The sequence below is a fragment of the Hymenobacter nivis genome (assembly GCF_003149515.1).
GTDB classification, from domain to species: domain Bacteria; phylum Bacteroidota; class Bacteroidia; order Cytophagales; family Hymenobacteraceae; genus Hymenobacter; species Hymenobacter nivis.
In genome coordinates, this window is record NZ_CP029145.1 from 3,320,504 (window position 1) to 3,335,118 (window position 14,615).

Consider the following 14,615-nt stretch of genomic DNA (forward strand, 5'->3'; position numbering starts at 1 on the left):
GTCAGTAGGTTACGCTTCCTCGGCTTGCAACTGGCGCTCGTAGAGGGCGCGGTACAGGCCCTCGGGCTCGGCCATGAGGGCCTCGTGGGTGCCGTGCTGCACGATGGTGCCATCGTCAAGCACGAGGATGTGGTCGGCCAGCTTCACCGAACTCACGCGGTGCGAGATGATGAGGCTGGTGCGGTCGGCCATGATGCGCTGGAGGGCCCCTAGGATGGTATTCTCCGTCTTGGTATCGACGGCGGACAGCGAGTCGTCCAGGATCAGGATTTTGGGCTCTTTCACCAGGGCCCGGGCCATACTTACGCGCTGCTTCTGGCCGCCGGAGAGGGTAATGCCCCGCTCGCCCACCTTCGTATCGAAACCCTCGGGGAAGGCGATGATGTTGTCGTACACGGCCGCGTCGCGGGCGGCTTGCAGCATTTTTTCCTCCGACGGCCCGTCGAGGCCGAAGTTGATGTTTTGCCGGATGCTGTCCGAGAACAGGAACACATCCTGCGGCACGTAGCCGATTTGCTCGCGCAGGTTATCCAAAGCGTAGTCGCGCACATCGATGTTATCGATTTCGACCTGGCCCGCGGTAGTGTCGTAGAGGCGGCAGAGCAGGGCGGCGATGGTGCTTTTGCCCGAGCCCGTGTTGCCGATGACGGCCAGCGTCTGGCCCGGCCGGATGCGGAAGCTCACGTTGTGCAGGGCCCTGATACCGGTGTCGGGGTAGGTGAAGGACACGTTATCAAACACGATGTCGCCCTGCATTTCGTGCTGCAAGTTCTGGCGCGACACGATATCGGTTTTCTCGTCCAGAAATTCGTTGAGGCGGGCCTGCGAGGCCTCAGCGCGCTGCACCAGCGAGGACGTCCAGCCCAGGGCCGTAACCGGCCAGGTGAGCAGGTTCACGTAGATGAGGAACTCGGCGATGGTGCCCGTGGTAATGGTGCCGCGGATGACCTCCTGGCCGCCCACCCACACGGTGATGAGCGTGCTCAGGCCCACCAGGAACAGGATAAGCGGGAAAAATAACGAGTTCACGAAATTGAGGCTCAGCGACTTATCTTTATACTCGTTGCTGGCCTTGGTGAACTGAGCGTGCGAATCGGCCTGGCGCGAGAACGACTTCAGCACCCGAATGCCCGAAAAAGCTTCCTGGGTGAAGGTGGTCATGGCCGCCAGCGACCGTTGGATTTGGTCGGACTTACGTTCGATTAAGTTGTTGACGTAGAAGATGCTGACCGACAGCACCGGCAGCGGGGCCAGCGTGTAGAGCGTGAGCTTGACGTTCACCATCAGCATGAGCGGCACGACGAGCAGGAACAGCACCACGAGCTGCATGAAGTACATGATGCCGGGGCCCAGGTACATGCGCACGCGGCCCACATCTTCGCTGATGCGCGACATGAGGTCGCCGGTGCTGTGGCGGCGGTAGAAGCTGAGCGGCAGCGACTGGTAGTGCAGGTACACCTGGTTCTTCTGGTCGTTCTCGACCAAGCGCGACATGACGATGAGCGTCTGGCGCATGAAGAACAGGAAGATGCCCCGCAGCAGCGCCAGCGCGATGATGAGCATGCCGTAGAAGAGCACGTTGCGCCCGAACAAATCGTAGACGCCGCGCTGGGCCTGGGTGCCGGCAAAGAGGTGGTAGAGGTCGATGCCCTCGCTCACCAGGTCGAAGGCGTAGCGCACGAGCTGGGCCGGGAAAATGGTCAGCAGCGTGCTCAGCACCACGAACAGCATGCCCCCGAGGAAATGCCATTTATAGCGGTAAATGAACGGATTGACAGCGGTGAGGGCGCGCACAGACGGGCAGAAAAAAGGGCGGGATCGGAAAAAACGGGGTACTTTTGCGGCCGCAACGCCGAACAGCGCGCCGGGCCGGCCCCCCAATAAAACGGGCCGGCGGGCGCATGGTTCGGCGCCCCGGCCCGGCCCTGGGGCCCCGGTCACAACCTGCGCCCCGGCGCAAAGTTACGCCCGGCCCGCGCCGCCGGGACCCCGGAGCGCGTTGCCGCCCACTGCCTGCTTCATTACCGCCTACCGTTATATATAATGCTGAACCGCCGCCTCCTCCGCATCAAAGTCATGCAATCCCTCTACGCCTACCGCCAAGCCGTGGGGGCCGATTTCGGGCTGGCCCAGGACCGCATCGCGGAGGCATTTGAGCCCGACCTGAACGCCGAGGTGGCCCCCGACCGCCGCCAGCTCGAAGGCCAGCGCAAGCTGGGCGAGGCCCGCTTTCGCGAGTGGTACCGCACCCAGGAGACCCCCGAAAAATCGGACGACAAGGCCGTGGACCAGGCCCTGAACGACGCCATCCGCTACTTCCAGGAGCAGGTAAAAAAAGACGGCAAGTTTTTTGGCGGGCAGCTGCTGGCCGGTGCCGAAAGCATCCACGACCAGTACCTGCACCTGCTGAACCTGCCCGCCTCGCTGCTGCAAGTGCTGGAGGAAGAAACCGACCGCGAAGCCCGCCGCCGCCTGGGGCCCCGCGACACCGCCCTCGACACCACCCGCCTGGCCGGCAGCGCCGCCATCGCCAAGCTCATGGCCAACGAGCAGCTCCAGAGCCTCACCATCCGGCGCAAGCTGCAATGGCTGGGCACCGAAGAGCTGGACGCCCTGCGCCGCGCCTGGCGCGACGAGATGAGCGCCCACCCCACGGTGCTGGCCTACCTAAAGGGCCAGCCGCTATCGGCCGCCACCCTGGCCACGGCCGACGCCGAACCCGAAGCGGAAACCACCGCCGAGGGCCCCGACGCTGAGGGCCCCGACGAAGCCGCAGCCACCCCGGCCACGGCCGAAGCGGAGGGGGCCAGCCTGGCCGCCAGCGGCGAGGAAGCCGAGTACGAGGCCGACCTGGAGTTCCTGCGCTTCTTATATAAAGAGTTTGTTTTCAAGGGCGAGGAGCTGCCGCGCCAATTGGAGATTGACGACCTGAACTGGGAGGAAAACCGGCCCATTGTGCGCAACCTGGTGCTGAAGACCCTGAAGATGCTGCCCTACGCGGCCACCGATCAGCAGGAGCTGATGAACCTGAGCGCCAACTGGGCCGACGACCGCGAGTTTGCCGACACCTTGTTTAAGCAGACGCTGGTGGACGACGCCAAGTTTGAGGCCCTCATCGGCGGCTCGGTGCAGAACTGGGACGTGGACCGCGTGGCCCTGCTCGACAAAATTATCCTCAAGATGGCCCTGTGCGAAATGCAGCTCTTCCGCGGCATCCCGGTGAAGGTGACCATCAACGAGTACATCGAAATCAGCAAGCTCTACAGCACGCCCAAGAGCAAGCAGTTTGTGAACGGCGTGCTCGACAAGCTGGCCCAGGACCTGGCCGCCAGCGGCGACATTCGCAAGTCGGGCCGCGGCCTGCTCGACAACCAGTAGCGCGCGGTTGGGGGCCCCGGGGTATCTCGGCGGCCGTATATTTCGTAAAACAGCGCATTTCTCACCCTTCCTTTCCGCATCATGGCTGGCAAAACCACCACCGGCATTCTGTGTTTCACGGGCGGCGCCCTCACCGGGGCCCTCGTTGGCCTGCTCTACGCCCCCGAAAAGGGCCGCGAAACCCGCTCCTGGCTGAGCTACCAGCTCGAAAAGTCGCGCGCCATGCTGGCCGACCTTGCCGAGGGCCTCGTCACGAGCCGCGAGCTGGGGGCCTCATCGGCCAAGACCGAAGGGCAGCGCGTCATCTCCGACGCCCGCGATAAAGCCGAGCAACTGCTCGGTGACGTGGACCAACTCATCAACCAAATCAATTCCCGCAAGGGCGCTTAATAGATGCGGAAATGTGGAGATATAAAAATGTGCTAATTAGCTAAGATGCGGCCGCTCAGCCAGCCTCCTAGGTGGCTGTTGCAGACCCGTCATAGCCCACCAACTTGAGATATTTCCACATTCTCACATCTTCACATTAGTACATTATACCGAATGCACCTAGTAACCCTCATTCCTGGCGACGGCATCGGGCCGGAAATCACCAAAGCCGTTACCGATATTTTTGCTGCCGCGCAGGTGCCCGTGCAATGGGAAGAGCAAAACGCCGGCCAGACCACGTTTGACCAATCGGGCGAATTGATTCCGGTGGCATTGCTTAAGTCGCTGGAGAAGAACAAGGTGGCGCTCAAGGGGCCCATCACGACGCCGGTGGGCAAGGGCTTCCGCAGCATCAACGTGACGCTGCGCCAGAAGTACGACCTCTACCAGAACGTGCGGCCCAGCAAAACCACGCCCGGCATCCACACCCGCTACGAAGGCATCGATTTGGTGCTTTTTCGGGAAAACACCGAGGGCCTGTACTCAGGCCTGGAAGTATTCGACGAGCGCCTGGGCATCGCCGACTCCTTTAACCGTATCACGGTGGAAGGCTCGCGCAAGATTTGCCACGCCGCCTTTGCCTACGCCAATCGCCACGGCCGCAAAAAGGTGACGCTGGCCCACAAAGCCAACATCATCAAGATGGCCGGCACCATCATGATCAACGCCTGCAAGGAGGCCGCCGCCGAGTTTCCGCACATCGTGTTCGAAGATAAGATCATCGATAACATGTGCATGCAGCTGGTGAGCAAGCCTGAACAGTTCGACGTGATTGTGACGACTAACCTGTTCGGCGACTTGCTCTCCGACCTGTGCGCCGGCCTGGTGGGCGGCCTGGGCGTAGTAGCTGGGGCAAACATTGGCGACAACATGGCCATTTTCGAGGCCGTGCACGGCTCGGCCCCCGACATTGCCGGCCAAGGCAAGGCTAACCCCACGGCCCTGCTGCGCTCGGCCATCATGATGCTGCACTACCTGAGCGAACACGTAATAGCCGACCGCATCGATAAGGCCCTGGACGACACCCTGCTGCACCAGGACCAGTGCACCGGCGACCTCGGCGGCCACGCCACCACGAGCGAGTTTACCCAGCACATCATCGACAAGCTTTAGGACTTTTAGTTGTCAGTTATTCGTTGTCAGTTATCAGTATATCAATATTCTAACAACTGACAACGAATAACTGATAACCAACAACCGACAACTAACAACTACAATGAAACTTACCTCCCTTCTGGCCGGGGCCCTGTTGCTGGCCGCCTGCAACCGCGACAAAGGTGCCGACGTGGGCTCCCAGGGCATGAACGCTGCCGCCAACCAGGCCGCCGACGCCACTGCCAACCCCACCGTGGACAACCCCAACGTGGTGGGCGAAAGCGAAACCCCAAACCCCAACGCCCCGGTGATGGCCTTTGCCGAGCAGGAGTTTGATTTCAAGGACATTGCGGCCGACAGCAAGGTGAAGCACACCTTCGAGTTCACCAACACCGGCAAGTCGCCGTTGCTTATTGCCGACGCCACTGCCTCCTGCGGCTGCACCACCCCCAACTGGACCAAGCAGCCCATCGCCCCCGGGGCCAAGGGCACGCTGGAAGTACAATTCGACAGCCGCGGCAAGCAGGGCCTCATCAGCAAGCAGGTAAACGTGCGGGCCAACACTCAGCCCAGTATCACCACCATCACCATCAAAGGCAACGTGCTGACCGGCGCCACCGCCGCCAAATAACCTCGCCTTTTAGACCCGTTTTATGACGTTCCTGACCCTGTTGCTACAAGCCGCCCCGGCCGACTACACCCAATTTTTGTTTCCGGTTGCCATTGCGGCAGTGGTGTATTTCTTCATGATCCGGCCCCAGCAAAAGCGCTCGGCCGACACCAAGAAGTTCCGGCAGGCCCTGGCCAAGGGTGCGCGCGTGGTCACCATCGGCGGCCTGCACGGGCTGGTGATTGAGCTGACCGAAGAGACGGTAGTGGTGGAAGTAGACCGCGGCGTGAAGCTGCGCTTCGACCGCTCGGCCATTGCCCGCGAAGTGGGCACCAAGGCGGCCGACGCCGCCCTATAAGCCGTGCCGGGGCCCTGGGCGCGGGCCGGCCGGCTGGGCCGGTGGCTGGTGCATCCGTTCATCAGCCAAGAGCCCGTGTTTTACCGGGCCGCAGCCGTGTGCCTGTTGGCCGCGGTCCTGTTTTGGCAGATGAACGCGCTGAACAAAACCTACAGCACCCGCCTCAGCTGCCCGCTGGCGTGGCACTACGACACGGCCCGCTACGTGTCGCTCCGGCCCCTACCGGCCGCCGTGCCCGTGGTCGTCACGGGCCAGGGCTGGCGCCTGCTGCGGGCCAACCTCGGTATGGGCCTGCACCCGGCCGAGCTGTACCCCGTACCTCGCCCCGGCACCCGCTACCTGTCGGCCAGCACTTGGCAGCATAGCCTCCAAAGGGCACTGGAAGGCTTGCAGGTGGACGAATGGGCCAGCGATACCCTGCGCCTGACCTTCGACCACTACGCCACGCGCCGGCTCCCGCTGGTGCTGGCTGCCCCCGACTCGGGCCGTGCCCCGGACTACACAGCGCACTTCGAGCCCACCAGCCTCACGTTTCGAGGCCCCGCCAGCGTGGTGGCGCACCTGCCCAACCCCTACCCAGTGGCCGTGCCCGCCGGCACGGGCCCTGGCATAGCGCGGCTACCGGTGTGGGCCCCCGCACTGGTGCATCCCGCCGCCGCCCAGGTGCGCGCTGAGCTACGGCCCCAGCAACCCAGCCAGCGCAGCAGCTATTAGGTTGTTAGCCCTTCGCTGGCAGTTATTAGTGGGCCCATAAACCACTGACTAATAACTAAGTAGCAAGACAAAAGCAGTAAGAACCATGCTAAATATTGATTTTCAAGGATTTATGGCCTTACTACTTGCTACTTAATTCTGACTACTCACTTAACAAGGGGCAAACGACAACCCCTTTATTTTTACACAGCTACTTAACCCCTCGCATCGCACATGTTACGCATCGGCATCACCGGCGGCATTGGGTCAGGCAAAAGCGTGGTGAGCCGCGTGTTTAGCCTGCTGGGCATCCCGTTATACGATTCCGATCAGCGCGCCCGCTGGGTGATGGAGCACGATGCACTGCTACGCGAGCAGCTACTAAGCACCTTTGGGCCCGACACTTACACCGCCGCTGGGCAGCTCAACCGCCCCGCCCTGGCCCGCACCGTGTTTGCCGACCCTACGCAGCTAGCGCAGCTCAACGCGCTGGTACACCCGCGGGTGGGCGAGGATTTTGCCCGCTGGGCCGCCGTGCAGCAGGCCACCGGGGCCCCCTACATCCTTAAGGAAGCGGCGTTGCTTTTCGAGTCGGGGGCCTATAAAACCCTCGGCCGCATCATTACCGTGGCCGCGCCGCTGGCCGTGCGCAAGACCCGCGTGCTGCGCCGCGACCCGCACCGCACCGCTGCCGACGTGCAGGCCATCATCGGCAAGCAGCTGGGCGAAGATGAGCGCCAGCAGCGCGCCGATTACGTGGTGCACAACGACGACGTGCAGCTGGTGCTGCCCCAGGTGCTGGCCCTCGATACGCAGCTGCGGGCCCTGGGGGCTCCGGCCACCAAATAGCCGGGGCCCCCAGCCACTGCTTTAGAAGTTGTTTGAATCAAAACGCTGCAGAGACGCATCCTTGCGTCTCAGAATTGAACGATGTTCGGACAGGTCGTTCAATTCTAAGACGCAAGGATGCGTCTTTACATCCGTTCTCAGGAGCTAAAAATTAAGTCAAATAGCTTATTAGCGGATGATTGGGCTGCGCTCAAAGGGCCGGTCACGGTCGAAAAGGAAGCGGTAGGTGGCGTGGGTTTTGCGGACTTTGGCCCCGATAGAGCGCGTGGTCACCAGCATCCGCGGGTTGAAGTCGCCAATCCAGTTCATTTCAATGTCGGTGTAGCCACCTGATATGAAGCGCTTTTGCGCGTCCAGAATCAGTGCCGAGTCGAGGCCTGTGCCCTGGTGGGCCGGCACCACGCCGTAGATGATGCCGAGCATCTTCTTGTCGCGGCGGCGTCCGTAGCGCCACTGCTGCCACAGGAAGCGCACCTTGCCCAGCAAGTCGAGCCGGCGGCCCACGTGCTTGAAAATCTGGTTCAGCTCGGGCAGGCTGAGGAAGAAGGCCACCGGCTCGTCGTCGCAGTACGCGAAGGCCAGCAGGCGCTCGTCGAGCACCGGCTTCATTTCGCGCACCAAGGCGCGGGCCTGGTCGAGGTTCATAGGCTTCACGCCCGCGTGGCGGCCCCAGGCCAGGTTGTACACGTGGTGGAAGTCCTGGGCCAGCTTCTCGGGGTTGGCCTTACGGCCGTAGTCGAAGCGGTAGCGCGGGTCGGCCTCGAACTTGGCCAGGCGCTGGGCAAAGCTGGGGTGCAGCTCGGTGAGCACCGGCCGGGCGCAGGTGTACTGCCTGAAGTAAACCTGAAAACCGTAGTCCTCAAACAGTTGCTGGTAGTACGGCGGGTGCCAGAACATGCCGTAGTTGGGCTCCCACTCAAACCCGTCAATTAGCGCGCCCCAAAACCGGTCCCGCTCGCCGAAGTTGATGGGGCCGTCCATGGCCTGCATGCCGCGGGCCGCCAGCCAGGCACGGCCGGTGTCGAAGAGGTGGCGGGCCGCCACGGGGTCGTTGGGGGCCTCAAAAAAGCCTAGGCCGCCGGTGGGCAGGTCGGGGTTTTTTACATCCACGGCCTCGCGGTTGAGGAAGGCGGCCACGCGGCCCACAGCGATGCCCTCGGCGTCGAGCAGCACCCAGCGGATGGCTTCGCCAGTGGCTAGGTTCGGGTTTTTGCGGGGGTCGAACACGACCTCAATTTCGTTGTCGAGCGGGCCGATGTACTGCGGATGGTGGCCGTGCAGGCGCTGCGGCACCGCCAGAAACTGCCGGTGCCGGGCCAGCGAATCAACTTCGTGCAGGGTGTAGCTCATTGGGGCAAAATTAACGCTTTGGGGGGCCGAAACGGACAGTGCCGCCCGGGGGATCCAAGCAAAACGCCCACTCGGCCGGGGGCCAAGTGGGCGTTTCAGAAACTGGTGGGAAGTAAAGGATTCGAACCTTCGACCTCTGGCGTGTGAAGCAAGCGCTCTAAACCAACTGAGCTAACCTCCCGAAAAACACAAGCCCGTTAATGACCTATGGTAAGCTTGTGGGCCCCAACGTGGGCACCGGAATCAAAACAGCCACCTAGTTAATAGGCTAAGTAACTGTCAATCAAAGTGAGAGATACTGGGTTCGAACCAGTGACCCTCTGCTTGTAAGGCAGATGCTCTGAACCAGCTGAGCTAATCTCCCGGGGATATTTTTGTTTGGGAATGCAAAGATGGGGGATTTTATTTGCCCAGCCCAAACCACTGGGCCCCCAGAGCCCTGTTTCAGGACCAAAAGGCGAAAAATGTAAGTCAACCAATTTATTTTCAGTCAGATAAATTTCGCACTTTTTTGACCAGCCATACGCGGCGCGGGGCCCCAAAACGTAATTTGCACGCTTGCGTTGAAGTACCTGGCAATTTTGCTCACCCTATTCTTTTCACTACCCATGGACACGCAGCTCTTAAAGAACTATTCGGAAGCCGAGAAAACGGCCTATTTGAGCGCCATTGCCAGCCTGGCCACGGCCGACCGGCAGGCATCGGGCCACGAAACCGAATTTTTGCAGGCCCTGGCCCAGCAAGTGGGCCTGTCGGGCGGTGCGGCGCAACAAGTGCTGGCCGCTGCCCAAGACTCGAACAACCAGACCATTCGGCAAAATCTGGACGTGCTGAAAAACAGTGATTTGCGCTTCTCGCTCATCACCGACCTCATCAGCTTTGCCCGCGCCGACGGGGCCTATTCCAACGACGAAGAGGCCATGGTGGGCAAGATGGCGGAGTACCTGGGCATCAACACCGACCAGAAGCAGACCCTGGAAACGGTGGTGGACCAGGCCGCCAACGTACCCCACGACCCGCAAGACCCGGCCAAAGAAGGCTTTTTTGACCGCATTGGCGACAAGCTGTCCGGCGTGGGCATTCCCAAAGGGGCCCTGATAGCAGGCCTTCTCGGCGTGGTGGCCCCGATGGTGCTCTCGCGCATGGGCGGCGGCAATAACAACAACCAAAACCAGTCGGCGGGCGGTGGCTTACTGGGTGGCAGCATGGGCGGCCTGCTCGGCGGAGCGGCCCAGGGCGGCATGGGTGGCATGCTCGGCGGCTTGCTGGGCGGCGTAATGGGCGGCGGCCAGGGCAGTAGCCAGGGCTCGGCCATCGGCGGCGGCGGGCTGGGCTCGATGATGTCCGTTTTGGGCGGGCTGGGCGGCCAGCCCAACTCGCAGCCGGCCAGCGCGGGCGGCAGCGGCCTCGGCGGCCTGCTCAGCGGCGGCATGGGTGGCTTGCTCAGCGGTATTTTCGGCGGCAACCGCTAGGGTTCGGCGGCAACAATCAGGGCCCCGCAACGGGCCCATGCCACAATGTTCTTTGTGATGAATTAAGCATTAAAAATGATGGATTAAAAATTTGCCAGCCTCATTTTTAATTCATCATTTTTAATGCTTAATTCATCACATACCCTTCACTACCAGCCCATGGGGCCCTACACGCCGGCGCTGATGAGGGTGGTAGTAGTGGTGCTGGCAAACAGGCCGCCTTCTTTTTCCACCACTTCCACGAGGCGGTAGTTCAGCTCTTCCTTCGTGTCGAGGTATTCGTCGTAGCTGCTGGTTTCGACGAAGTACTGCACGGTTACTTCTTTGCCGTTAGGCGTGAGGGCGTTGAATTTCATCTGCACATCCTGCGTCACGAGCGGGTGCGCCTGCACGGCGGCAATGGAGCCGGCGATGATGGCGTGGAGCTGGGTGCTGGTGGTGCGCTGGTCGAAAATGAGTGTAAAGCCCACCCGGCGCGCCGTGCGCAGCGAGAGGTTATCCAACGGCTTGTCGATCATGCTTTTGTTGGGCACGGTGAGGTAGCTTTTTTCGGCCGTGCGCAGGCGGGTGCTGCGGAAGCCAATTTTTTCCACCGTGCCGCTCACGTTGCCGGCCGTCACGAGGTCGCCCACGCCGAAGGGCTGGTCGAGGAAGATAGTGAACGAGGCGAGCAGGTTTTCCAGGCTCTCTTTAGCGGCGAAGGCCACGGCCAGGCCCCCAATGCCCAGGCCCCCAATGAGGGCCGTCACGTTCACGCCAAATACCTGGCCCAGCGCCACCAAAAGGCCGATGACGGAGATGAATACCTTCAGCAAGTCTTTGGCAAAGGGCAGAAACTGATTGTCGAGGCGGTTGGCGCCCACGGCCTTGAGGACAGCGCGGCGCTGCACCACCAGCAGCGCAAAATCGACGAGCCGCGTGATGCCCCACACCACCGCCGTAATCACGCCCAGGTGGAACAGGCCCAGCAGCGCCACCTTGGGCCAGGGCTCGACGCTGGGCACGCCCCGCAACGGCAGCGGGTAGCGAATCAGGCCAAAGGCGAGGTAAAACGTCACCAGGAACAGCAGGATGCTCAGGGGCTGGATGAGCAGGTCGTGCAGCTCCGTTTCGCTCACGCCGGCCGTGTAGCGCTTGGTAAGGCGGAACAGCACGGCACTGACCAGGCGCGAGAGCAACCGGTTCAGGGCCCCGCCCAGCACCAACACCAGCAGGGCCCATGCGTAGTCGATCAGCTCGTTGCCCAGCACTTGGTGGTGTAGAAAAGAAGGTATTTCCATGCTTAATTTTGAGGACGAAAAACAAATTACTGTCGAGTCCTAATACGCTTCTAGGCGCTGACCTGTTGGTTTTGGGAGCTGGTAGGCCCCCGTGCTCTAGGCCCCGCCGGGGCTTGGTCCGAAAGTTATATCGGGATTGGGCCGAACCATATTACAAAAGATATTGTATTAGATTTATTCTAGATTTGTAGAATACACATGCTAGATTTGTAGAATGACCAGGCCCAATTAAACTACTGCATGAAACCTCTTCTTTCGCGCGTTGAAGCGCAACAGCTGGACCGCGCCGCGGCCATGTTAAAAGTTCTCTCTCACCCCAAGCGTCTGGCCATCGTCGACCTGCTCGGCAAAGGCAAAGGCAAAGATAACCAACTGTCCGTCACCGATATCTATCAAGCATTAGACCTGCCGCAGGCCATTGCCTCCCAGCACCTCATCACCCTCAAAGACCGGGGCGTGTTGAAGTCGACTAAAGTGGGCACCAAGATTTACTATTCGCTGGCCGTGCCCCAACTGCTGAAGGTTATCGATACGCTGGAAGATTATTCAAGCAAGGTTTAGCGCTACCCCACTAGCCTTCCACGCAAAAAGGCCACCCTTCGGGGCGGCCTTTTTGCGTTTTTTTAAGTTATTTTTTGGACGGCCAGCTAGGCGACTGGCTGCCGTTCGAGGTCGAAGAGGTTGCTGAGCAGCTCCATCAGCTGGCCGGCCTCGGCTTCGTCGCGCTGGCAGGCTGCCTTGAGGTGCAGCACCTGCTGCTTGAGTACTTTTTGCATCAGCGAGCGGGTCACCTCGTCAAGCAGCTTGCTTTCGGCGGGGGTGGCCTTCTTCTGGTAGCGGTCCAGCTCTTCGAGGCGCAGCTGCTCAAGGGTCGCTTTTACCTTTTGGATAATGGGCGAGACCAGCATCTCCTTGGCCCAGCTTTGCATACCGGCAATGCTCTCGGCAATAATGGCGCGCACCTGGGGCACGGCGGCCAGGCGCATTTCCAGGGCGGCGGAGGCCTTGCTCTGGATGGCGTCGACGTTGTAAACCAGTACGCCGGGCACCAGCTCCACGTCGGGGGCGATGCTGCGGGGCACACTCAGGTCGATGAAGAACTTGAAGCTCAGCACATCGAGGTGCTGCACCAGCTCAGGGGTGAAGAACGGCTCGCTGCGGTTGATGGACGAAATAATGACGTCGGCCTCACGCAGGGCCCCGGTAAGGTCTTCAAAGTTGACTACTCTGAGGCTGCCGCATTCTTCGGCCAGGGCGTCGGCCTTGCTGCGGGTGCGGTTGCAGAGCATGACGCTGGCAAACGCCTTGCTGCCGGCCAGGTGGCGGCACACGTCGGCCCCGATTTCGCCCAGGCCCACCACCAGCACGCGGGGGTTGGCCACGTCGGCGGTTAGCTCCTCGGCCAGCTCCACGGTGGCGTAGCTCATGGACGCGGCCCCGTCGCGGAAACGCGTTTCGGTTTGCACGCGCTTGTTGGTGAAGAAGATGGTGTGCAGCAGGCGGTGCAGGAAGGGCCCCGCGGCGTCGGCATCGGCCGACCACTGGTAGGCCATTTTCACTTGGTTGCTGATTTGCAGGTCGCCCACCACCTGGGCATCGAGGCCCATAGCCACATCAAACAAATGCTGCACGGCATCGTCGGCCACGGTCAGCAAGTCAAAGTAAGGCAAGAAGTTACCCACGTCGGGCCGCCCTTTGAGGGCCCCCAGTGCGAGAATAATTTCGCGGCTGCGGTCATCGTCGGCCGCGTAGTACACCTCGGTGCGGTTGCAGGTGCTGAGGACGAGCAGGTCGGATAGGCCCAACTCTTGGCGCAGCGCATTCAGGAAACGGCGACAAGCGGCTTCGTCCAAGGCCAGCAACTCGCGAATGGCGAGGGGGGCTTTTTTGAACGAAAGGCTAACGGCCTTAAACGGGTGGGACATAAGGAAGCCGGGAGGAAACCGGGCCACAAAATTACGGCTGGATTGACAAAGATTAAAACAGCTTAATCATGGATAGGGTTCGCGCTTGGCAAAGCATTTATTTACCAGCCGAACTGCCGGCCATTCTGGCTAAACGGCGGCTGTACATTTGCACTATGCCCGTACCTACCCCGCCGGCGGCCCTGCCCGTTTCCATCCCAGCCGCCGTGGCTACAGCTTCCAAAACCCCATTGGGGGCCCCGGCCGTGGCGCCCGCACCGCCACCCACGTCCGCCGCGGCCTGGGGCCTGCTGCTGCTGCTGGCCGCCATTTGGGGCACGTCGTTCATCCTGATGAAGAAGGGCCTAGTGGTGTTTTCGGCCCTGGAGCTGGGTGCCTGCCGCGTGAGCGTGGCGGCGCTGCTGCTACTGCCGTTTGCCCTGCGCCACGTGGGGCGCGTCGAGCGCAGCCGCTTCAAGTGGCTGGCGCTGAGCGGTGTGGTAGGCACGCTGCTGCCCGCGTTTCTGTTCGCCTACGCCGAAACGCGGCTGGCCTCGGGGCTGGCGGGTGTGCTCAACGCCCTCACGGCGGTGTTTGCACTGCTGGTGGGGGCCCTGCTGTTTGGGCAGCGCCTCACGGGGGCCCGCACGCTGGGCGTGGGCCTGGGCCTGCTGGGCACGGTGGTGCTCATGGGCCTGGGCGGTGCCGGCGCGGCCACTGCGCCCGCCGGGGCCAGCAACGCCTGGTATGGCCTCTATATTGTGGCAGCTACGGTGGGCTACGGCTTGAGCGTGAACGTGATAAAATATAAATTAAGCGGCCTCAAGCCCCTTGCCGTTACGGCGGTGCTACTGCTGCTCATTGGGGGCCCGGCGCTGGCTTACCTGCTGCTGGGCACTGGTTTCGTGCACAAGCTGACGGTGGCGCCGGGGGCCTGGACGGCGTTTGGCTACATAGCCCTGCTGGCCACCATGAGCACAGCGGTGGCCATGGTGCTGTTCAACAAGCTCATCCAGCAGTCCACGGCGCTGTTTGCCTCGTCCAGTACCTACCTCATCCCCATCGTGGCGCTGGGCCTGGGGGCCCTCGACGGCGAGGCCTTCAACCTATGGCACGCGGCGGGCATGGCCATCATTCTGGCCGGCGTGTTCATCATCCACCGGGCGCGGTGAATCGGTGAGTTGGTGAATAAAGATC

General features: G+C 61.6%; 14 protein-coding genes and 2 tRNA genes. 10 read left to right on the forward strand and 6 right to left on the reverse strand.

Annotation, left to right across the window (positions count from 1 at the left end):
• Positions 1-9: 9 nt before the first annotated feature.
• Positions 10-1,794 (reverse strand): ABC transporter ATP-binding protein, encoded by a 1,785-nt coding sequence (locus DDQ68_RS14725; RefSeq protein ID WP_109656983.1) that lies wholly within the window; start codon positions 1,792-1,794, stop codon positions 10-12.
• Between the two features lie 282 nt (positions 1,795-2,076).
• Here DDQ68_RS14725 and nusB point away from each other — a divergent pair, with 282 nt between their 5' ends.
• The 7 genes from nusB (at position 2,077) to coaE (ending at position 7,412) form a co-directional block, all read left to right on the forward strand.
• Positions 2,077-3,378 carry a transcription antitermination factor NusB gene (gene nusB / locus DDQ68_RS23955; protein ID WP_245897053.1) on the forward strand — a complete coding sequence of 434 codons (1,302 nt, stop codon included), beginning with the start codon at positions 2,077-2,079 and terminating at the stop codon, positions 3,376-3,378.
• A gap of 81 nt (positions 3,379-3,459) precedes the next feature.
• Positions 3,460-3,768, forward strand: coding sequence for a YtxH domain-containing protein (locus DDQ68_RS14735; protein WP_109656984.1), 309 nt, complete (start codon positions 3,460-3,462; stop codon positions 3,766-3,768).
• 153 nt (positions 3,769-3,921) lie between these two features.
• Complete coding sequence (locus tag DDQ68_RS14740; RefSeq protein WP_109656985.1) at positions 3,922-4,920, forward strand: isocitrate/isopropylmalate dehydrogenase family protein; 999 nt, start codon at positions 3,922-3,924, stop codon at positions 4,918-4,920.
• A 103-nt stretch (positions 4,921-5,023) separates the two neighbouring features.
• Positions 5,024-5,533 carry a DUF1573 domain-containing protein gene (locus tag DDQ68_RS14745; protein ID WP_245897054.1) on the forward strand — a complete coding sequence of 170 codons (510 nt, stop codon included), beginning with the start codon at positions 5,024-5,026 and terminating at the stop codon, positions 5,531-5,533.
• 22 nt (positions 5,534-5,555) lie between these two features.
• Positions 5,556-5,870, forward strand: coding sequence for a preprotein translocase subunit YajC (yajC, locus tag DDQ68_RS14750; RefSeq protein ID WP_109656986.1), 315 nt, complete (start codon positions 5,556-5,558; stop codon positions 5,868-5,870).
• A 3-nt stretch (positions 5,871-5,873) separates the two neighbouring features.
• A complete protein-coding gene (locus DDQ68_RS14755; RefSeq protein WP_109656987.1) occupies positions 5,874-6,584 on the forward strand; it encodes a hypothetical protein in 711 nt (236 codons plus the stop codon).
• A 213-nt stretch (positions 6,585-6,797) separates the two neighbouring features.
• A complete protein-coding gene (gene coaE / locus DDQ68_RS14760; RefSeq protein WP_109656988.1) occupies positions 6,798-7,412 on the forward strand; it encodes a dephospho-CoA kinase in 615 nt (204 codons plus the stop codon).
• 168 nt (positions 7,413-7,580) lie between these two features.
• On the opposite strand, the gene DDQ68_RS14765 is transcribed toward coaE, so the two are convergent.
• The 3 genes from DDQ68_RS14765 to DDQ68_RS14775 form a co-directional block, all read right to left on the reverse strand.
• The gene (locus tag DDQ68_RS14765) at positions 7,581-8,762 is read right to left on the reverse strand and encodes a hypothetical protein (RefSeq protein WP_109656989.1); all 1,182 of its coding nucleotides are present in this window, start codon (positions 8,760-8,762) and stop codon (positions 7,581-7,583) included.
• 103 nt (positions 8,763-8,865) lie between these two features.
• Positions 8,866-8,943 (reverse strand) — tRNA-Val (locus DDQ68_RS14770).
• Positions 8,944-9,051: 108 nt separating this feature from the next.
• Positions 9,052-9,126, reverse strand: a tRNA-Val gene (locus DDQ68_RS14775).
• A 244-nt stretch (positions 9,127-9,370) separates the two neighbouring features.
• Between DDQ68_RS14775 and DDQ68_RS24295 the strand changes: the two genes are divergently transcribed.
• The gene (locus DDQ68_RS24295; protein ID WP_162550132.1) at positions 9,371-10,234 is read left to right on the forward strand and encodes a TerB family tellurite resistance protein; all 864 of its coding nucleotides are present in this window, start codon (positions 9,371-9,373) and stop codon (positions 10,232-10,234) included.
• 167 nt (positions 10,235-10,401) lie between these two features.
• On the opposite strand, the gene DDQ68_RS14785 is transcribed toward DDQ68_RS24295, so the two are convergent.
• On the reverse strand, positions 10,402-11,514 hold the full coding sequence (locus DDQ68_RS14785; RefSeq protein ID WP_109656991.1) for a mechanosensitive ion channel family protein: 1,113 nt from the start codon (positions 11,512-11,514) through the stop codon (positions 10,402-10,404).
• A gap of 240 nt (positions 11,515-11,754) precedes the next feature.
• On the opposite strand from DDQ68_RS14785, the gene DDQ68_RS14790 reads away from it, so the two are divergent.
• Entirely contained in the window at positions 11,755-12,075 is a 321-nt protein-coding gene (locus DDQ68_RS14790; RefSeq protein ID WP_109656992.1) for an ArsR/SmtB family transcription factor, read from the forward strand.
• An 86-nt stretch (positions 12,076-12,161) separates the two neighbouring features.
• Here DDQ68_RS14790 and hemA read toward each other — a convergent pair whose 3' ends face one another.
• Positions 12,162-13,439: a glutamyl-tRNA reductase gene (hemA, locus tag DDQ68_RS14795; RefSeq protein WP_109656993.1), complete on the reverse strand. Its 1,278-nt coding sequence runs from the start codon at positions 13,437-13,439 to the stop codon at positions 12,162-12,164.
• A gap of 155 nt (positions 13,440-13,594) precedes the next feature.
• Here hemA and DDQ68_RS14800 point away from each other — a divergent pair, with 155 nt between their 5' ends.
• Positions 13,595-14,590 (forward strand): DMT family transporter, encoded by a 996-nt coding sequence (locus tag DDQ68_RS14800; RefSeq protein ID WP_109656994.1) that lies wholly within the window; start codon positions 13,595-13,597, stop codon positions 14,588-14,590.
• The last annotated feature ends 25 nt before the right edge of the window (positions 14,591-14,615 follow it).